The 17788-nt window shown below is 69.3% G+C and carries 19 protein-coding genes; 7 read left to right on the forward strand and 12 right to left on the reverse strand.

Going from position 1 to position 17788, the window contains the following annotated elements; genetic code table 11:
• The first annotated feature begins 61 nt into the window (after nt 1–61).
• The 3 genes from ACGFWI_RS12355 to ACGFWI_RS12365 are packed head-to-tail and all read left to right on the forward strand — an operon-like array spanning nt 62 to nt 1121.
• Nucleotides 62–196: a hypothetical protein gene (locus ACGFWI_RS12355; RefSeq protein WP_393905894.1), complete on the forward strand. Its 135-nt coding sequence runs from the start codon at nt 62–64 to the stop codon at nt 194–196.
• A gap of 35 nt (nt 197–231) precedes the next feature.
• Nucleotides 232–690, forward strand: coding sequence for a hypothetical protein (locus tag ACGFWI_RS12360; protein ID WP_393905895.1), 459 nt, complete (start codon nt 232–234; stop codon nt 688–690).
• Nucleotides 687–1121, forward strand: a complete 435-nt coding sequence (locus ACGFWI_RS12365; RefSeq protein ID WP_393905896.1) for a MerR family transcriptional regulator — start codon at nt 687–689, stop codon at nt 1119–1121. Before ACGFWI_RS12360 ends, ACGFWI_RS12365 begins: the two co-directional genes overlap by 4 nt.
• 60 nt (nt 1122–1181) lie before the next feature.
• Here the strand turns inward: ACGFWI_RS12365 and ACGFWI_RS12370 are convergent, their stop codons facing one another.
• Nucleotides 1182–1940: an Asp/Glu racemase gene (locus ACGFWI_RS12370; protein WP_393905897.1), complete on the reverse strand. Its 759-nt coding sequence runs from the start codon at nt 1938–1940 to the stop codon at nt 1182–1184.
• Nucleotides 1941–2348: 408 nt separating this feature from the next.
• Between ACGFWI_RS12370 and ACGFWI_RS12375 the strand changes: the two genes are divergently transcribed.
• On the forward strand, nt 2349–3020 hold the full coding sequence (locus ACGFWI_RS12375) for a DUF6445 family protein (RefSeq protein ID WP_393905898.1): 672 nt from the start codon (nt 2349–2351) through the stop codon (nt 3018–3020).
• Between the two features lie 261 nt (nt 3021–3281).
• Here the strand turns inward: ACGFWI_RS12375 and ACGFWI_RS12380 are convergent, their stop codons facing one another.
• Both ACGFWI_RS12380 and ACGFWI_RS12385 read right to left on the reverse strand, forming a co-directional pair.
• Complete coding sequence (locus tag ACGFWI_RS12380) at nt 3282–4031, reverse strand: SOS response-associated peptidase (RefSeq protein ID WP_393905899.1); 750 nt, start codon at nt 4029–4031, stop codon at nt 3282–3284.
• A 189-nt stretch (nt 4032–4220) separates the two neighbouring features.
• Nucleotides 4221–4418 (reverse strand): hypothetical protein, encoded by a 198-nt coding sequence (locus ACGFWI_RS12385; RefSeq protein WP_393905900.1) that lies wholly within the window; start codon nt 4416–4418, stop codon nt 4221–4223.
• A gap of 580 nt (nt 4419–4998) precedes the next feature.
• On the opposite strand from ACGFWI_RS12385, the gene ACGFWI_RS12390 reads away from it, so the two are divergent.
• Both ACGFWI_RS12390 and ACGFWI_RS12395 read left to right on the forward strand, forming a co-directional pair.
• Complete coding sequence (locus tag ACGFWI_RS12390) at nt 4999–5964, forward strand: hypothetical protein (protein ID WP_393905901.1); 966 nt, start codon at nt 4999–5001, stop codon at nt 5962–5964.
• 1216 nt (nt 5965–7180) lie between these two features.
• Nucleotides 7181–7453: an Ig-like domain-containing protein gene (locus ACGFWI_RS12395; RefSeq protein WP_393905902.1), complete on the forward strand. Its 273-nt coding sequence runs from the start codon at nt 7181–7183 to the stop codon at nt 7451–7453.
• Nucleotides 7454–7675: 222 nt separating this feature from the next.
• Here ACGFWI_RS12395 and ACGFWI_RS12400 read toward each other — a convergent pair whose 3' ends face one another.
• The 8 genes from ACGFWI_RS12400 to ACGFWI_RS12435 form a co-directional block, all read right to left on the reverse strand.
• Entirely contained in the window at nt 7676–8296 is a 621-nt protein-coding gene (locus ACGFWI_RS12400) for an L-threonylcarbamoyladenylate synthase (protein ID WP_393905903.1), read from the reverse strand.
• A 119-nt stretch (nt 8297–8415) separates the two neighbouring features.
• A complete protein-coding gene (locus ACGFWI_RS12405) occupies nt 8416–10137 on the reverse strand; it encodes an acyl-CoA dehydrogenase family protein (RefSeq protein WP_393905904.1) in 1722 nt (573 codons plus the stop codon).
• Between the two features lie 107 nt (nt 10138–10244).
• On the reverse strand, nt 10245–10802 hold the full coding sequence (locus ACGFWI_RS12410) for a PadR family transcriptional regulator (RefSeq protein ID WP_393905905.1): 558 nt from the start codon (nt 10800–10802) through the stop codon (nt 10245–10247).
• Between the two features lie 224 nt (nt 10803–11026).
• The gene (locus tag ACGFWI_RS12415; RefSeq protein ID WP_393905906.1) at nt 11027–11701 is read right to left on the reverse strand and encodes a MarC family protein; all 675 of its coding nucleotides are present in this window, start codon (nt 11699–11701) and stop codon (nt 11027–11029) included.
• A 163-nt stretch (nt 11702–11864) separates the two neighbouring features.
• Entirely contained in the window at nt 11865–12248 is a 384-nt protein-coding gene (locus ACGFWI_RS12420) for a hypothetical protein (protein WP_393905907.1), read from the reverse strand.
• A gap of 39 nt (nt 12249–12287) precedes the next feature.
• Nucleotides 12288–12674, reverse strand: coding sequence for a hypothetical protein (locus ACGFWI_RS12425; protein WP_393905908.1), 387 nt, complete (start codon nt 12672–12674; stop codon nt 12288–12290).
• A 41-nt stretch (nt 12675–12715) separates the two neighbouring features.
• A complete protein-coding gene (locus ACGFWI_RS12430; RefSeq protein ID WP_393905909.1) occupies nt 12716–13474 on the reverse strand; it encodes a hypothetical protein in 759 nt (252 codons plus the stop codon).
• An 11-nt stretch (nt 13475–13485) separates the two neighbouring features.
• Entirely contained in the window at nt 13486–13866 is a 381-nt protein-coding gene (locus ACGFWI_RS12435; RefSeq protein ID WP_393905910.1) for a hypothetical protein, read from the reverse strand.
• Between the two features lie 533 nt (nt 13867–14399).
• Between ACGFWI_RS12435 and ACGFWI_RS12440 the strand changes: the two genes are divergently transcribed.
• Nucleotides 14400–14684 carry a hypothetical protein gene (locus ACGFWI_RS12440; RefSeq protein ID WP_393905911.1) on the forward strand — a complete coding sequence of 95 codons (285 nt, stop codon included), beginning with the start codon at nt 14400–14402 and terminating at the stop codon, nt 14682–14684.
• 54 nt (nt 14685–14738) lie between these two features.
• Here ACGFWI_RS12440 and ACGFWI_RS12445 read toward each other — a convergent pair whose 3' ends face one another.
• Nucleotides 14739–17687: an AAA family ATPase gene (locus ACGFWI_RS12445; protein WP_393905912.1), complete on the reverse strand. Its 2949-nt coding sequence runs from the start codon at nt 17685–17687 to the stop codon at nt 14739–14741.
• Between the last annotated feature and the right edge of the window lie 101 nt (nt 17688–17788).

Consider the following 17788-nt stretch of genomic DNA (forward strand, 5'->3'; position numbering starts at 1 on the left):
GTCCCGCCTGATCGGCCCTGACATCGACCGCGTCGTCACACCAGTTGAGTTCGTTCCAGACGTGGAGGACGGTGTGGCGGAGGCCGTCGGCGGTGCGGTGGTTGCCGGTGTGCGCCGTGAAGCCGCGCGCGTCGAGCTCCACGGGGTCGATGTCGGTGAACTCGACCAGAAGGCCGCCGGTGCGGCGGTCGCTTGACCCTGCACCGCGGTGCAGGGTGCACCTTTGCCGGCATGACACACCCGCCACGTCCAAACCGCCGCCCGTGGACCGACCCCGTCCGGATCGGCGCCTTGTACGACCTCGCCGTCGCGCCCGTGTTCGCGACCCCCTGGACCGCCCGGCTCGCCATCGACGGGTTCCGCGCCTTGCACACCGCCCTCGACCTGCCGGGACGCGCCCCCGGCGAGTTCGGGCCGGAGCACCTGTTGTTCGTCACGTTCTTCGGCGTCCTGGTGACGATGTGGGCGGTGGTGCGCCTGGTGCGTGGCAATGTCGTGACCGCCGTCGCCGACACCGCTGGACGGGCGGCCTTCGCCTTGCTGATGATGTATGCCCTGGCCACCGGCGCGACGCCCGTGCTGGTGGTCTTCCTCGTGGTCGAGATCGGCTTCCTGCTCGCGCAGGGGTGGCAGCTGATCCGGGCACGGCGAGCAAGCGCCCTCCACCCCCGGGAGACCGTGACTTCATGACACCGACCGATGCCGCCCGCGCTGCCGGCGTGCCGTTGAGCACTCTGCGCTACTACGAGCGGCGTGGGTTCCTCTCCCCCGAGCGGGACCCACGCTCCGGCTACCGCCGCTACTCGGCGGACGACATCCGCCGCGTCCGCTTTGTGCAGAGGGCGCACCAGCTGGGGTTCGGTATGGGGGACGTCGAGGCCTTCCTGGCGCTTTCGGAGGAGGGCCTCGTCCCGTCCTCGCGCCTGCGCACCGTCGTCGACGCCAAGCTCGCGGACCTCGACGCACGCATCGTCGACCTCGCGCGGATGCGTGCGGCCCTCGCGGCACTGGCCGACGGTGCCACAGACGGCGGCTGCGCATGCCCCGTCGAGGCGGCGCTGACCGGGGCGGGACCCGGGGCCGGGGCTGCCCCGACCGGTGATCACGGCGTGCTGCGGTGATGGTCAGGGTTGTGGCGGGCGTGGTGGAGGTGGCGGGCTGGGCGGCCTGCGGCCCCGGAGTCACACGGTCAGCAACTGTTGGCGAGGCCCGATGGCGCGCTTGCCCACCGCGCGCAGGGCCGCCCAGATCGTGGCCTGGTTGACCGTGACGACGGGCTTGCCGAACTCCTCCTCCAACGGGGCGATGAGGTCGTAGGTCGGCAGCGCCGTGCAGCTGATGAACACGGCGTCGGCCCGCGGGTGGACACCGGCCCGGACCGCCGCGGTCACCTGCTCGTAGGACACGTCGTAGATCTCGTGGACGGAGCCCAGGCCGAGGTCGGTGAGGGACAGCACCTCCAGTCCCTCACCCGTCAGGTATTCGCCCAACCGCCTGCCCACAGGCGGCTCGTAGGGGTGCACCACGGCGATGCGCCGCGCCTCCAACGCGCGCAGAGCCGCCACCACCGACCCGGCCGAGGTCAGCGCCTGCGGGGCACCTGCGGTGCGCATCGCCTTGCGAAGTGCCCGTTCGCCGGCGGCTCCCCCGACAAAACTGCACGCCGTGCAAAGGTAGGTGACGACCTGGGAGCCGATTGCGCAGACCTCACGGGTGGGCCGGTCCACGCACCCGGGGCGGTTGAGGGACGAGACCAGTTCGAGGTTGTCGGAGAACGTCACAGGGTCGGTGCGCGCGATGAACAGCGACGCCGTCTCCGGCGCCCAGCGCCAGATCTCCCGGTCCCGGTCGAAGTCGAACGAAGCAACCACCCCCACCCTGGACCGGGGGTGCGAAACGTGCGCACCCTGCGCGTTGTTCGGGTCTGTCGCATCCGACATGTCACTCCCACACGTTGTGCTGCTGATCCACTCGCAGTAGGGCGGCGGGCCGGAGAGGAGCGCCGGTCCACCGTCCTGTCCACTGCGCGGCCCTCGAAGCGGTCGCCCGGCTGCTGCGCGCTTGCCACGACGCAATCGTCGGATCCCTTCCGCTTCCGGCCCGTACCACCCTGGCGAGGGCCGCATGACGTACCACTGCCCGGCGGGAGCGAGCACCCGCCGAGTCTTCCGCGGCCGATGGTTTCGCTGCCGTCCCTTTACGTGGACGCTTCGCCGGGCAGTGGAACGCTTCCAGCTTCAGCCATACCGCCGCCGCGCGGAGGGTCAAGCGCGCGATGAGCAACCCTTGACTGAAGGTTGACCGCTTGGGTGGCGAGCCCTTGACGGGATGCGAACTACGTTCCCTGCATGCCTCTACGAACCCCGGCCCTGCCCGTGCTCCCGTACCGCAAGCCGACCCGGGGCCGGGACTACTGGGTGCTGGACGACGTACTGCCGGACCCGGACGTCGTGCGGGAACGTTGTCTGGCCAGGAGCGACTGGACCGAGGGCTACCCCCACAAGCCCGAGAGCTGGCCGGGCCTGCGCACCATGCCGGCGCTCGAACCCGGCGAACTGGCCCATGTCGAGAAGCTGGTGAGAAGGACGACCGGCACCGCGCAGATCTGGGCCGAACGCCCCGCGGGCGGCGGTACGTTCAACCACAACTGCGTCCAGGTCGTCGGCGAGGGCGAGTGTGAGCCCCGCCCCCACACCGATTCCCGCAACCTCTGCCGGTACGCGGCCGTGCTCTACCTCAACCCCCTGGTTCCCAAGGACTGCGGAACCAGCTTCTACCGGCAGAGCCTGCCGGGCGGCACCCTCGGCGGCAACCAGGTGGCTCCGCCGCACAACAACCTGGTCGACGCCCTCGGCACCCGCTTCGTCACGCCGGACTCCTTCACCGAGGACGTCCGCATCCCGCACCGCGCCAACCGCTTGCTGCTCTACTCCGCCAACCTGATCCACACGGCGACCCGTTACTGGGGCACCACCCTGCAGGAGAAACGGATGACGGCGGTCTTCTTCTGGATGGCCTGACGCACCCAGAGGGCGCACCCTTGGCCGCCCGAAGGCCCATCCGAGAGGCAAAGATGCCATGGGGCTGTCCCCCCCCGGATCGGGATGGGCAGCCCACCGGATTCACAGCAAGTAGCCCATTGTGGCGGTATTCACAGCAACCGAACGGACGACGATTCCCCGAATGCCAGGTGCGTGAACAGCATGCGTCCCGGGGGCGGCGGACCGACTGCGGCAGCGGGGTCTGTGGCCGCCGCCCGGGGCTCAGGCGACCATGATCCTTCAGCCGTCGGACTGGTCCCCGGCGACCTCATCCAGGAGGTGAGGCCCGTTGTTGCGCACGTTGTTCACAGCGGTGGACACCGCCCGGGCGCCCAGGTGTCCTGCGGCCGGAGCCGTCAGCAGGGCGCGCAGTTCACCGGCGTCGTGGTGGGCGGGGTCGAGCCAGGCGCTCCAGTCGGCGGGGGCGATGGCCAGCGGCATGCGGGGGTGGACGCGTCCGGCGGCGTCGGTGGCATCGGTGGTGATGATCGTGCAGGTGGTCCACCACGCACCCGGTGCATCGTCGTCGGAGACGTCGGGCTCGCGCCAGAACTCGTAGAGGCCGGCGAGTGCCATGGCCTGGCCGTCCTCGGGACTGATGAAGTACGGCTGCTTGCGGGCCTTGGCCGTCCCGGTCGCGGCGATCGCCTGCCATTCGTAGAAGCCGTCCGCCGGCAGCAGGCACCTGCGCTTGGCGAAGGCGCGACGGTAGGCCGGCTTCTCCGCGACCGTCTCCACCCGGGCGTTGATCATCTTCGCGCCGACGCTCAGGCTCTTCGCCCACGACGGCACCAGCCCCCAGCGCAGCGGCCGCAGCTGCCGGGTGACCTCGCCGGTGTCGTGCTCGACACGCTCCAGCACCGACCACACACCATCGGTGGGAGCCACGTTCCAGCTCGGGTCGAGAACCTGGTCAGGGTCCCAGCGCGTGACGTCGAACAGGTCGACCAGATCCTGAGGACGGCGGGTGGAGACGTATCGACCGCACATGCCCCCACCCTGCCACGCGCCGGCCGCCGGCCGGCACCCGTGCCCCTGCCTGTGCCGTACAAAAGCGCCCCCAGCCCGCTGGCTCCTCAGCCGGCCGGGCCACAACTACGTCACGGGTGCCCGCTGACCAGCCAGTGCAGAGCGTGACGGCGGCCGGCCGGCCGTGAGGTCGGCGGGCCGCCAGGGTGTCTATGCGGTCAGCTGCAATCCTGCGAGGACGAGGCACCTGCCCCACATGACGACCCGCGGCGGCACAGGAGACCGTCCGCCGCCACGGGCCATGACCAGCGGCACGGCGGACAGCAACGCCATCAGCGCGAAGATGACGGAGACGAAGAAGGCCACGCCCCCGTCCCACGACCGGTAGTGGGCAAAGGTATGGGTCATCGATCCCGGAGCGTGCGCCCCCGTCGGGTCTGTCTTCGGGCAGAGAGGCCGTGGTCCCGGAGGGCGAGGTGGCCGCGGCGGTTCTGCCTTTGGGCAGGCGGTGCTTTCCCGACCTGAGAGCGATGAATCGGGGGGTGTACCGCGGCCACGATGGTCGAGAACGTGGACCTCTTCCAGGAGTCGCCATGCCGCACCCCGCCACCGCTGCCACCCGCCTCCTGCGGCGTCGCTGCCCGCGTGAGGGGGCCGACGACGGTCTACGGCGAGAGCGAGACCCGCGTCGCCGCCCTCGACTCGGTGGCTGTGGAATTCGGGCGCGGCCGGTTCACCGCGTGGGTCGGGCCGCACCCGCCGAGCCTCCTTCCGGCAAGGACAAGAAGGAGGGTTTCCGAGGCGTTTCTGCGAACAGCTCGCACCACCCGGTGGGGGAACCACAGCAATGCGGGTGTGCTCAACACCTGCAGAAAGTAGGGGAGATATCACCATGACGAATCCATTGTCCGCCCCGCGCAGGACGTCCCCCCGAGGGGTCAGAGGTGCCACGGCGCTGGCTGCGGCTCTGTTGGTGGCGGCGCCCCTGGTGGGCACTGCATCACCGGCCGCGGCTGCTGACGGCCAGAATGCGCCGACCATCGACAAGGAAAAGGTGTACGAGTCCGACGCGGACATCGACAAGGCGTTGGAACAGTGGGCACCCGTCGAGCCCGCGGAAAGCGTGATGGGCTATCCGAAGGGCGTCGACCGGGATAATCCCGTCAGCCTGCCGGACGTGATGTCCAAGTACGAGCCCACGAAGGCGCTTGCGGATGCCAAGGCGGCGGCGAAGAAGTTCGCGGAGAACAAAGATACCTCCAAGTGGGTTGGGGAGTCCGCCAAGCAGCTGGCGGATTCGACCATCACTGATCCCGAGACCAGCCAGAACACCAATGACGACAACATCGCGACGGCCATGAGCGAAAAGAACCCCGCCTCGTCGTACTGCGACGGGCGTCACCCCGACGGTTCGCAGAATTCCGCCGGAACAAATCCGTGTGTCTTCGCCGGCATTCTCGACGACAGGCCCGGCTCCAAATACCCGAAGCTGGGAACCGGTGGTGGCATAGCGGGCGGGGGAAAGAAGATCTACACGGTCTCGGGGCAGGTCACCGACGAGAAGAGCTCGACCTCGGGCTGGTCGGTGGGCGGCAAGTTCACGCCCAAGGTCACCAGCACTCCGGCCAATGGGGGCGCGGGGGGAGAGATCGGCGGTGAGGTCGGTTTCACCTACAGCTACTCCTCCACCACCCTCAACCGGGTAACGGGCACGCAGGAGGACAAGTTGGAGACGGAGTTCCCGTCTGACAAGAAGGGGAGCCTGCAAGGCCGGCGCGACGGTGCCTACTACATCGGCTACCTCTTCGTCGACTATCAGGCGGTTCCCGGGGCTCCCGGTACTGGTCCGGAGAAGGAGCACATCAAGGCCATCCCCGCCCGGGTCTACGTCCAGTCCCCCAAGACCAGCACTCCGGTCACCTACTTCAAGTACCAGGAGTCCGCACCGAAGTAACCCCGGACCGGCGCCCCTCGCCCGGCGGTTGGCCGCCTGTGCCCCTGCGGCACACGGATGCTGCCGGGCAACCCGGACGCGAGGTACGGCCCTTCCTGACACGCTCTCCACGGCCCCTCACCGCGCCGTGGAGTGCGCATGCGGGCCCCGTGACAGCACCCGTCACAGGGCCCGCAACCGCAAACCGCACCTGTCCTGCGACCGGTGCGATCGTCGCCGGTCCCGCGGACGCCGCAAGCGAATCATCCTGCTGAACACGGCGAAGGGGGTGGCCGCCGCCGTAGCTGACGGCGCTGCCGGCACCTCAGCGCGAGCGGGATGATCCTCGCCTGACCAGGGCCAAGTGGCCTGCGGGGACTGCTCCTCGTGCGTGCGGGAGGTCAATGCCGAGAACGCCGTCGGCTCGGCGCTAGAGGAACTGCTCGGATACCGGCCGGACGTGCTGAAGTGGAGAATCCGGAAGCGATCGCCCTTTCGGGTGACCTCGCACTCGGAGTGTTGCCTTCGCCGTCACCGGAATGGGTTGCGTCCGATTCCGGTGGCCGCCCATCCTCTCCGGGGGGGAAAGGCGTCCTGCCCTTGTCGGAGCCTCGTCATGACGAGTCGTCCGAGCGCGCTCCTTCGTTGAGGCATGCAGGTAACAGCCGTGTCGGCGCCCCAGCGTGCGCCAAATGGTGCGGCAGGCCCGCGAGCTGGTCTGGAGCCGTCATGCATGCTGTCCGTCCTGTTCGCCCCGCGCACCTCACCGGCCCGCGCCACACGGTCGGGAGGGCGCGCCCGCTCCCGTCCCGGCCCGTCCCGCCTCCCTTGGTGCGGTGCCCCGCGGGAGCCGTCGATGCGGTCATCGGAAGCATGACGCGAGCGAGGGCGGTCTCATGCTGATACCGGAGCGCCCGAATCGGCCCTTTCTGATCACCGACCGGGACGGGAACTGCATCGCCGTCATCGACCCGGCCTCCCACAAGGTCGTGCCCCTCTTGAGCGCCCCGGTCCCGCTCGTGGCGCGGGAGGCAGGGGACGACCTGGTGCTCCGCACCACAGCGGCCCGCGCCGACCTGCCGAGAGCGCTCGACAGCGGCATGCTGCTGCACGCCCTGCCCGGCGCACTGTCGCGCGCAACCGGCACACCGGGGCTGTTACGGCGGACCGACCTCGCCGGGCGGGCCGACGTGCCCGGACTGCCCAGACCGTCGGCAAGGCCGCCACGACCACCGCCGTGGTGTCCACGCCGAACCCCTCGACGACGGGCGACCCGGTGACCCTCACCGCGACGGTCTCCACGACGGCCCCCGGAGCGGGCACCCCCAACGGGATCATCACCCTCGCCATCGCCGGGCGCACCCCTCAGACCGTCCCCCTGGTCAACGGCCAGGCCAGTGCGGTGTTCAACCCCCTCGCGAAGGGAACCCACCTCGTCACCGGCAACTACAACGGCGAGGTGAGCTTCGCTCCGTCCAGCGGGACCACCATCCAGGTGGTCACCAACTGAGGCACCACAGACGGCCGTCGGCCAGGTGGTCCGTGCCATGTGGTGTCCGTGCCATGTGGTGTCCCAGCCACGTCGCCGACGGCCGTTCTACGGTCGTGATCTGAGACGGCTCAGTCAGGGGCGACTGCGTGGCGGAGCCACGACATGGAACCCGCCCGGCGGCCGCGCGGCGCCGTCGATCAGGACAGCCGACGAGGCGAGCCGCACGATGTCGTCGGCCGGTTACTCGAACCGCGCGGGGTCGCCTGCTCCTCGGCGTACGATCTCGGCGCCGTCGCCGGAGAAGTCGATGACCGTGGTCGGCTCGGTGCCGCAGTCGCCCGAGTCGATCACCGCGTCCACCACATGGTCAAGCCGTTCCTTGATCTCCCACCCCTGCGTCATCGGCTCCTCCTCGTCGGGCAGCAGCAGGGTGCTGGAGAGCAGCGGCTCACCGAGTTCGGCGAGCAGGGCCTGGGTGACGACATGGTCCGGGATCCGGACTCCGACGGTCTTCTTCTTCGGGTGCAGCAGCTGGCGCGGCACCTCCTTCGTCGCGGGGAGGATGAAGGTGTAACTGCCGGGCGTCGCCGCCTTGACCGCGCGGAAGACGTCATTGTCGACGTGCACGAACTGACCCAGCTGCGCGAAGTTCTGGCACACCAGGGTGAAGTGGTGGCGGTCGTCGAGGTTCCGGATCGACCGGATCCGGTCGATGCCGTTGCGGCTGCCCAGCTGGCATCCCAGTGCGAAACAGGAGTCCGTCGGGTACGCGATGAGCGCGCCGGAGCGGATGCTGTCGGCCACCGTGCTGATGGTGCGTCGCTGAGGATTCTCGGGGTGCACGTCGAAGTATTTCGCCATCCGTCGAGCCTACGGGATCAGGCCACTCGTGCCACGCGGCAGAGCGGTGGGCCCGGCCGGCACCTCGCGGCGTCGGCCGGGCCCACCGGTCCGAAGACGGGCGGCCGGGGGCTGCGGGGTTACGGCGCCATCTCGTACGCCCCGGCCAGTGCCTCGACGCGCTCCCAGACCCGCGCCGATCGGGCGTCGTCGACGACCGGGCGCCGGACCGCGCCGAGTGCCCAGCGCTGCTGATCCGCGGTGGCCGAATCCTTGCCGTGCAGCTCGACGGCGTGTGCGGAGAAGTCGCGTACGAGGACGGCGAAGAGTTCGTCGAGCACCTCGGCGTCGAGGCCGGTCAGACGCGCCTGTTCCAGGATCAGCTGGCCGTGCACGACCAGCGCGAACAGCTGGCCGACGGCGAGCAGCAGATCGAGGTCGCGGCTCTGCTCCTCGCCGGGCGCTGCGGTGGTGACGAACTCGCACAGGGCGTCCGCCTGCTCCCGGAAGCGGCCGACGTTGGGCACCTCGGCGTAGGCGTCGTAGGCGGCGCGCCAGTCATGGAAGCGGATGGCGCCCAGGCCGCGGGCCGGGCCCTGCCGGAAGAGGAACGCGTCGTCCGCCGCGTCGAGGCGGGTCGGCACCGCCTCGTAGTCGGCCGCGTTCAGCAGGTGGTTGCCCATGAACTTGAGGATCAGGGCGAGGTTGACGTGGACCGTGCCCTCCAGCTTCGGCAGGCCGCGGATCTCGGTGGCGGCCTGGGCGAAGTAGGTGTCCTTCTCGAAGCCCTTGGCCGCGATGACGTCCCACATCAGGTCGATGACCTTCTCGCCCTCGGTGGTCACCTTCATCTTCGTCATCGGGTTGAACAGCAGATAGCGGCGGTCGTCGGGCCCGGCGGAGCGGAAGTAGTCGACGGCGCGGTCGCTGAACAGCTTCATCCCGACGAGGCGGACGTAGGCGTCGGTCAGCTCGCGGCGCACGTGCGGGAAGGCGGTGACGGGGCGGCCGTAGAGGATGCGGTTCTGCGCATGATTGACGGCCTCGTACATCGCGTGCTCGCAGATGCCGATGGAGGCGGTGCAGAGGTTGAACTTGCCGACGTTGACGGTGTTGAGGGCGGCGTCGAAGGCGGCGCGGCCGGTGTGCAGTACGTCGTCCGGGCCGACCGGGTAGTCGTCGAGGCGGAATTCGCTGACGTACTTGGAGGAGTCGACGACGTTCTTCACGAGGTGGTACGCGGGGTGGCGACTGTCGGCGGCGAAGAAGACATAGCCGTCCGGGCCCTCGATGTCGGTGCGGCGGCCGAAGACGGAGACGAGTCCGGCGGCGTTGCCGTTGCCGATGTAGTACTTGGAGCCGCTCGCGCGGAAGCCGCCGTCACCGTCGGGCTCCAGCAGCATGTCGGTGGAGTAGATGTCGGCGCCGTGGGCCTTCTCGGACAGGCCGAAGGCGAACACCTCGCCCTGGGCCAGGAGTTCGGCCGCGCGGGTACGCGCAGCGGTGTTGTCGCTCTGCCAGACCGGGCCGAGCCCGAGGATGGTGACCTGCCAGGCGTACCAGTAGTCGAGCCCGTAGAAGCCGAATATCTCGTTGAGGGCGGCGATCCGGGCGGTGTCCCAGCGCTTGTCCTGCTGCCCGTCGGCGGCGGAGGCCGGGGTGAGGAAGGTCGCGAACAGCCCTTCCTTGGCGGAGAACGCGAGGAAGTCCGCCAGCCAGGCGCGGGAGCGGTAGTCCTCGATCAGCTTGCGCTTGCCGCGGTCCTCGAACCAGTCGACGGTGGCGCGCAGCAGCCTGCGGGTCTCGGGATCGAAGTGCGCCGGGTCGTAGGTGCGCGGGTTGAACAGCAGCTGGTCGGCCATGGATGTTCGCCTTTCCGGCTCGGGGTTGGGGGATGGGGCGGGAAAGCTTCGGATGCGTGCCGGTGAACGGTTCGGTGGATGCCGGGTGGAGGCTCGCGGGCGCCGGTTCAGCGCTCGGGGCCGAGTCTGCGGAGGGTGGCGAGCACGTCGTCGAGCCAGGCGAGGGTCATCCGCTCATACGCGATGCCGCCGCGCAGCACGACATGCTGGAGCTCTTGACCGGCGTCGGGCGTTGCGGGGGCCTCGGGTCCGGTGAAGTCCCGCCGCTCCCCCGCGAGATAGTGCGCGAGCCGGTCGGTGTGCGCCTGGTGGTGCCGCTCGACCTCGCGGATCAGCGCGGCCGGGTCGTCGAAGGCCGCGCCGCGGATCTTCACGGCGAGGTCGTGCCGGACGCTCTCGGGTTCGATCGGCTCGTGCAGCCACCGGGAGAGCGCGTCCCGGCCCGCGGCGGCGACGGAGTACTCCTTCTTGTCCGGCCGGGCCTGCTGCGGCACCTCGCGGACATCGATCCAGCCGTCGCTCTCCATACGTTTGAGGACGCGGTAGATCTGCTGGTGGGTAGCGGTCCAGAAGTATCCGATGGACCGCTCGAACCGCCGGGCCAGCTCATAGCCGGAGCCCGGCTTCTCCAGCAGGGAGACAAGGATCGCGTGGTCGAGCGCCATGCCCCGATCCTTCTATGCAACTCGTTGCATAGACAAGTGGGCACCGCCCGGGTGAGACACGGCTCACCCCGTGAGCCGGTCCGCGCCCGGCGGCGAGGAGCGCAGGGGCCTGCCCCGGCCGGCCTACGTGGACCCGGCCGTCTCCGTACCGCAGCGCGGCCGCCCCGCATGGCAACGCCTTCGGAAGCGGCAGGCCGACGGGCATCGCCGCGCCGGTCCTGACCTCATGAGATACCGAAGTAGGTCTTGATCCCGCCGAGCATGAGCTGGATGCCGATCGTGGCGACGAAGAGGCCGCCGAACCGCGTCATGAGGGCTGTGCTCTGGGGAGACAGGTTCACCTTGTTGGCCAGGAACAGATGCCCCACCGGTATCAGCGCCACGGTGATGCCCACCGCGATGAGCGCCGCGATCGGGCCGGACCAGCCACTGCCCGCCGAGGAAATCGTGATGACCGCGGTGATGGCGCCCGGCCCCGCCATGAAGGGAATGGCATAAGGCACCACGATCGAGTCCTCGGCCGATTTCGGCTCGGGCTCCTCGTGCGCCCGGGCACCGCCCTGAGCACGCGAGGGGTCACCGGCGAACAGCATCTCGAAGCCCATCAGGGCGAGCACCAGACCACCGGCGAGCCCGAAGGCCCCCAGGTTGATGCCGACCAGATCGAGCAACTCCTTGCCCACCAGGGCCGACACGCCCAGCGTGATCGCGATCGTCACCATGATCCGGCCGACGTACTCCCGTCGCCGCTCAGGCTCGTTCTCGGTGAGCAGGCGGAAGAAGACGCCGCGGATGAAGGGATCGACCAGCAAGATCATCGAGATCGTTGCCTGGATGGTGAGGTCAACTGTGCTCATGGCGTCTCCCGCAGAGTGCGGAGCAGCCGTCTCCGTCTGCACCGCGGCTGCGGTGCGTGCCGTCCTCCTCATCGTCCCGCCGACGGCGCCGCCTCGCTACCTGACCACGGCAGCGTGGGCCTCCGGTTGCCGGCGGCAGGCCGATCGGGCCCACGGCACGCGGCGGCCCGCCGGCGGAGTGCGCCGACGGGCCTCGGGGAGTCGGTCAGCAGTTCACGCTGAGGACGTGGATCCCGGACACCAGCGTGCCTTCGAGCTTGTAACAGTGGTTCTTGTCGGCCTCGTTGAGGTAGAGGGGTTGTGAGCCCCCCGACCAGTAAACGGTGACCACTGCCCCGGTCGCTTCCGCGGGAAAGTACCCTCTCCAGCTGGTCCCGATCGGCCTGTCGTGCTGGCAGTAGTTCTTGCTCTCTATGCCGGCCGGGCCCTTCCACTCGTAGCAGGTGTCGATGAGGGACCCCGCATTGTGCTCGAACGAGATGTAGTTGTCCGAGGCGGCAGCGGCGGACGGCGCGGACAGCACCGCGCCGGCCAGGGCGAGGCCCAGGGCCGCAGCACCGTATGTCAGGGAACGCTTTCTGCTTCGCATGCTGGAGTGCACCTCTCGCTTTGCTGGTCCGGACATGCTCTAGCAGTCCTTTTCGGTGATCTTCGGGTCGAAGGTGTAGCCGCTCAGCGCATAGCAATGACCCCGGCTCAGGTCCGTGATCTGCGGGGACACATTGCCGCCCCCGATTTGCGCCGCCACCGTCACCTCGACCTTGACGCCTTGGGCGTCACCGGGGATTTCCACCCGCCAGTCCGTACCCTTGGGCTTCGCGTAATCGCAGGAGTCCGGGGTCGCCGAGGACTTCCAGTGGTAGCAGGTGTCGACCAGGAACCAGCCGTTGTTGGTGAATCCGATGTAATTGCCCGAGCCCGCGGCGGCGGCGGACGGTGCCGTCATCGCCACGCCGGCCAGCGCGAGTCCCAGGGCGGCAGCGCCATAGGCCGCCGACTTCTTGATTTTCCGCACAGGATGATCCTTCGTGGAGGGTTCGCGAGGGGGACCGGCGCTCAGCGCCCGTTCTTCAGGGTGGCGTTGCAGGCGACCACGTCGGTGTCCGCCCGTGCCGTCACGTTCAGCGGAATTTCGGTGCGCAGCCCGCTGATCTTCGCGCCGCCGAACTCGCCGCCCTGGATGGTCACATCCGAGACGCGCTGTTCCATGTCATGGCCCATCATCAGCATCCCCTTCTGCCCGGGCTTGATGGTGATCCTGATGTCGCCGCTCTTCGTCTCGGCGTTGGTCTGGCTGTACTGCGCGCTGGCGCCGACCCCCAGCTTGTCCTTGACCAGGGTGATATCGACGCTGGCGCCGACGTTCCATCCCCACGTGAAGGTCTTGCTTCCGCTGAGCGTCTGGTTTATTTCCGCGCCCCCTCCGCCGCAATTCTGAATCGGACCGACGTCCATGCCGGCGTTGTCCACGTCGAACCACTTCGTCACCTGGTTGCTTTCCAGGGTCGTCGCGGCGCATGACACCTTGCTGTCATTGCACTGTTCCAGTGCACGCTTGACTTCGTCCGCGGAATCCACCTTGTAGCCGTTGTCATACGTGACGGAGGGGCTTCCTTGCTCCACCCACTTGTCGGAGTGGCCATTGACGTCGGTGGCCTGCGCGGCCGATGCCATGGGCGCCGCCATGGCAAGCGCGAGGGTGACGGCACCGAGGACGAGCCCCGTACGGGATGCGGATGTGGAGATCAACGTATTCCTCACTCTGATGCTGATGGAACCCGATGCGGCGGAGAGCGCGACGGCGGCGCTTCCCACGGTGTCTGCCGTCAGCAGCCCGTTTCCTGGAGCTTCGGCCGGTCGGCGAGACCGGTGATCTCGAAGCAGTGATTCCTGTTCGCGTCGCTCACCGCGGCGGTGTCCACCGTGTCGTAGGTGACCACGCTGGTACTGAGGTCGATCTTCACGCCGGTCGCGTCCGCCGGGAAATATGCTTTCCAAGTGTCGTTCACCGGCCGGACGTTGTGGCAGTAGTTCTTGCTCTCGGCGCCGTTCCACTTGTAGCAGGTGTTGGCGAGAATACCGGCGTGGTTGGTTATCTGAATGTAGTTGTCGGATCCCGCATAAGCCGCGGGGGCGGAAAGCACGGTCGAGAAGCACGCGGCACCCGCCGCGAGGAGACCGAATACGGCCCGATGGTTGACCTTCACGATGGCTACTTCCTCTTGCACTGTCTTCTGCCGCCGGGGGAATGCGGCATTGTCGGGTCCGAGTAAGTCATGGGCGAACCGCCGAATCAATTGGTTCCGGCTAAGACTTCGGTACCCGGAGAAAGACCCTCCGAGGAACCACGAGGAAGCCCGTGAGAAACCGGGAACCACGGCTTCGGACCACGAGGCCCCACGGCTCCGGAGCGCGGCGGACCACGGGAGCGGGGGACGCCCACGGACCTACCGAAAGCCCCGCATCCGAAGGTGAGGGGCTTTCCGGGGCGTTGGGGCGATGGGCCGAGGCCACGGGCGTCCGGGCACGGCCGGAGGGACGCGGCCCGCACGCCGGGCCGAGTGGTGGCCTCACGCCCCACGGGCAGCCCCGGCGCCGGCAGCCCGGCAACCCGGCAGTCCGGCAGCCCGGCCAGCCAATTGCACCACCGGCCATAGGGCGTTCAAGCGTTCAAGATCTCCCAGGAACGGGGCAGACCAGAAGCCGGATTCGGGATATCCTGAATCCGGCTTCTGGCATTATGCGCCGCAAACAGGGGGGCAAGATGTGGTCAGGCAGGCAGGCCGATTACTTCGAACAAACCGGGCAGGCGATCGCCGAGGAGATACAGCGAAACCGCTCCAGACAGCGCGCCAAGGCCGTCAAGTACAGCAGAGAGCAAGCAGAACAGAGCCGCAAGATCGCCCATGAGACCGAGGCCGTCGAGCTGGAACGCCTCGCGGTCCTCGGGCAGATCCCCCAGGCCGAATACAAGGCCCGTATGGCCTCCCTGGCGGAAATCACCGACGCCGGATCCGGCCGATAGAACCCGGACCCACCGTGGCCCCTGTAACCGAAGGTGCGGGAGCACCAGGCTCCATCAACGAGACACGCTCCAGGGGTCGGCGGGACCGCTCCCCCTGCGCACCCTGTCCGCTTGGGCCAGTGCGGCCGCCAGGTGCGGGCGGCCGGTGATGCCGAGCTTGCGGTAGGCGCCCGTGAGGTGGGTTTCCACGGTCCGCAGCGAGACGACCAGCAGTTCGGCGATCTGCTTGTTGCTGTATCCCTGGGCTGCCAGCGTGCCGACGCGTTCCTCCCCCGCGGTCAGCGCCCCGACTCCCGGCCCACTGGATCTGCCTACTCGCCCGCCGGCGAGGTGCAACCGCTCCCCCAGGCGCGTGGCGAGCGCCGTGGCGCCACTGCCCACGGCAAGGTCCAGGCCGTGGCGCAGTGCCGTGCGGGCGCCGCGTCTGTCGTCCTGCTGCAGCAACGCGGCCCCGAAGTCATGGAAAGCGCGGGCGAGTTCGAGGCGTGCCGGACTCGGCGTGAGTACGCTCACGGCTTCGGCCAGCATGTCCAGCCCCTGGCGGCCGCGCGTCACCCTTCCCGCCACGCGCAGCGCCACCCCGAGGGTCCGTGGGATCTGGCAGCGGCGGGCGAGATCGAGCTCCTGCTCGACCAGTGCATGGGCCGGCTTGGCCTCCCCCAGGGCGAGATGGGCGGCCGCGGCGCGGGAGCGCCACGGAGACATCGCGGGGCTGGCCGTCCCGGCGGCATCACAGTGGTGACCGCACTCGCGCAGCAGGGAGAGCCCCGCACGCGGCTGGCCCTGGGCGATCCGCAGTGCTGCCAGGCTCATGAGGAAGCGGGGCCGTTCCCAGGCCACTTCCGCCTGCCCGGCCACGGAATGTGTGCCGGCGACCCGCTCGGCCGCCTCGGTCCGGCCCTGGGCGAGAAGGGCGTCGATCCGGATGGTGTCCAGGGTCAGTGCGTACGGGATCCTCCCGGTGGAGGAGGCCTGGTCCGCGGCGGTCTGAGCGGTGCCGAGGGCTTCGGTGACATTCCCTCGGCGCAGCGCCAGCCCTGCTTGGTAGAGCATCAGGGAGGAGACGAGCAGTTCCATGCCCCGGCCCGAGATCTCCCGGGTCAGATGGCGGTTGAGCTGGTCGGCCGTATCGAGTTCGTCGAGGTACAGCAGTGTCTGGGCGACGAAGTAGTGCAGCGGGAACAGGTCATGGGAGAACGCCGGCAGATTGACGGACGCGCGCTCGATGAGACCGGCGACGTACGGGGCGGGCAGGGCGGCTCGCAGGGCGCGGAAGGCCCGGATCGCGAGCAGTTGGCGTTCGCCCGCGGTGCGGTCGGCCAGGTCGTCGTCCGTGCCGGGGGACGGCGCCGGGGCCGGCCTGCCGGCGGACGGCCGCTCGAACTCCATCCACGAGCGCAGCGCACTCATCCGCAGCGTCAGTTCGCGGTCGGCGGCCCCGGAGTCCGCCGTGCGCCGGTCGCACAGCGCCGCGATCTTCCGGTCCACGCTCGACAGGTCCGTACGGGAGCCGCGGGAGAGGAGCAGCGAATAGGCCAGCACCCCCAGGGCGTCGCTGCGGGCCGTTTCGTCGGTCAGCTCCTCGAGCGCGCTGGTGACACAGGAGATGGCCAGCGCGGCATCGTAATGGCTGGCCGCGGTGCCCAGTTCCAGGAGCACGCGGGCGCGCTCGGCGCCGTCCAGCGGCTGGTTCAACGCGGAGCGCAGACAGGTCACGGCGGTTTCCGGTGCGCCGCGGTGTAATGCCTGCGTGGCGGCTCTGCGCAGCACCGGCAGGACCCAGGAGCCGTGCACCGGACCGGCGGCCAGCAGATGGGCCGCGACTTCCTCGTCGGGACGTCCGTTGAGGCAGGACACCTGGGCCGCCCGCGCATGGCCGGCACCGAGTTCCTCGGGTGACAGCATGCCGAGCACCGTGTCGCGGACGACCAGATGGGTGAAGCGGAGGTCGCCGTCCGCCCGCAGCAGCCCCAGGGACCGCAGGTCCTCGGCTGCGGAGAGCACCACGGCCCGCCCTGTCCCGCAGTACGCCGCGAGCAGTTCCGGTGGTTTGCGGTCGCCCAGGAAGGCCAGCGCCCGCGCCAGCTCCACGACCTCGCCGGACGCCTGGCAGAGCCGGTGGGAGATCTCCCCGCCGAGCGTCGACAGCATGACCGTGGGGATCCGGTCCCGGAACGGCGTCGTCGGCCGCACCCCGCTGCGCTGCGCCTGGTGGAGCAGGGCACGGACGAACAGCGGGTGCCCGCCCGTGGCAGCGTGACAGGCGGCGCAGAAGGCCTCGTCGGGCTCCTCCGCGCCCCAGAGCGACCGCACCAGCTGCCCCACGCCGCGCACGTCGAGCGGCTCCACGACGATGGTGTGGCAGTTCGCGGGACGGACGAGCTCGGCGAACAGCGGATCGAGCCTCTTGACCTCGGCGCTACGAGTGGTCACGGCGATCAGCACGGGGTGACTGTCCGCCCGTCCGACGAAATGCACCAGCCAGCGCAGTGACGGCTGGTCGATCCACTGCAGGGCGTCGACCGCCAGGAGCAGGGGTTGCCGGCGGGAGAGCCGGGAGACGAGGGCGTCGAGTTCCCGGAGCGTCGAGGCCGTCACATTGGCTGCCTCCGGCAGCGGATCCGTGGCGGCGTCGTCGTCCAGCGCCCGCAGCGTGGCCGCTGCGGAACCTTCCAGGAGACGTGCACGGTCGGTCTCGGAGACTGCCGCCAAAAGGGGCTTGAACAGCTGCCGCACCGCACCGAAGGCGAAGTCGCGCTCAAGAGGATGGCAGCGGGCCCGCAGCACCCGGAACTGCTCGTTCCGTTCCCACCAGGTACTCAGCAGGACGGACTTGCCGACCCCTGCCGACCCTTCGAGCTGTACGACACGGGACCGGCCGGACAGGACGTCGGCGGCCACGGCGTCGAGGGCGGCGAGCTCGCGTTCGCGCCCCACCAACGGCCAGTCGTCACCGCATGCATCACGGGAATGTCCGAACGTCACCAGTTGCTCAACTCTCATCTTGTGCATCTGGCCTTCGAGACGTGCCCATGACCACCACGGTTGCCTGAGCCGGGCAGCCGGATGCGGCTTGCGGCCGGGTCCGCGGTCGCGGGGAATCT

This window comes from Streptomyces sp. NPDC048434, from assembly GCF_043200375.1.
In the GTDB taxonomy this organism is placed as follows: Bacteria; Actinomycetota; Actinomycetes; order Streptomycetales; family Streptomycetaceae; genus Streptomyces.

Coding starts and splice junctions, on each gene's coding strand:
- ACGFWI_RS12375 (WP_393905898.1), top strand. CDS start 2,349: ATGCCTCTACGAACCCCGGCCCTGCCCGTGCTCCCGTACCGCAAGCCG.
- ACGFWI_RS12370 (WP_393905897.1), bottom strand. CDS start 1,940: ATGTCGGATGCGACAGACCCGAACAACGCGCAGGGTGCGCACGTTTCG.
- ACGFWI_RS12365 (WP_393905896.1), top strand. CDS start 687: ATGACACCGACCGATGCCGCCCGCGCTGCCGGCGTGCCGTTGAGCACT.
- ACGFWI_RS12360 (WP_393905895.1), top strand. CDS start 232: ATGACACACCCGCCACGTCCAAACCGCCGCCCGTGGACCGACCCCGTC.
- ACGFWI_RS12420 (WP_393905907.1), bottom strand. CDS start 12,248: ATGCGAAGCAGAAAGCGTTCCCTGACATACGGTGCTGCGGCCCTGGGC.
- ACGFWI_RS12400 (WP_393905903.1), bottom strand. CDS start 8,296: ATGGCGAAATACTTCGACGTGCACCCCGAGAATCCTCAGCGACGCACC.
- ACGFWI_RS12385 (WP_393905900.1), bottom strand. CDS start 4,418: ATGACCCATACCTTTGCCCACTACCGGTCGTGGGACGGGGGCGTGGCC.
- ACGFWI_RS12440 (WP_393905911.1), top strand. CDS start 14,400: ATGCGCCGCAAACAGGGGGGCAAGATGTGGTCAGGCAGGCAGGCCGAT.
- ACGFWI_RS12380 (WP_393905899.1), bottom strand. CDS start 4,031: ATGTGCGGTCGATACGTCTCCACCCGCCGTCCTCAGGATCTGGTCGAC.
- ACGFWI_RS12410 (WP_393905905.1), bottom strand. CDS start 10,802: ATGGCGCTCGACCACGCGATCCTTGTCTCCCTGCTGGAGAAGCCGGGC.
- ACGFWI_RS12445 (WP_393905912.1), bottom strand. CDS start 17,687: ATGAGAGTTGAGCAACTGGTGACGTTCGGACATTCCCGTGATGCATGC.
- ACGFWI_RS12405 (WP_393905904.1), bottom strand. CDS start 10,137: ATGGCCGACCAGCTGCTGTTCAACCCGCGCACCTACGACCCGGCGCAC.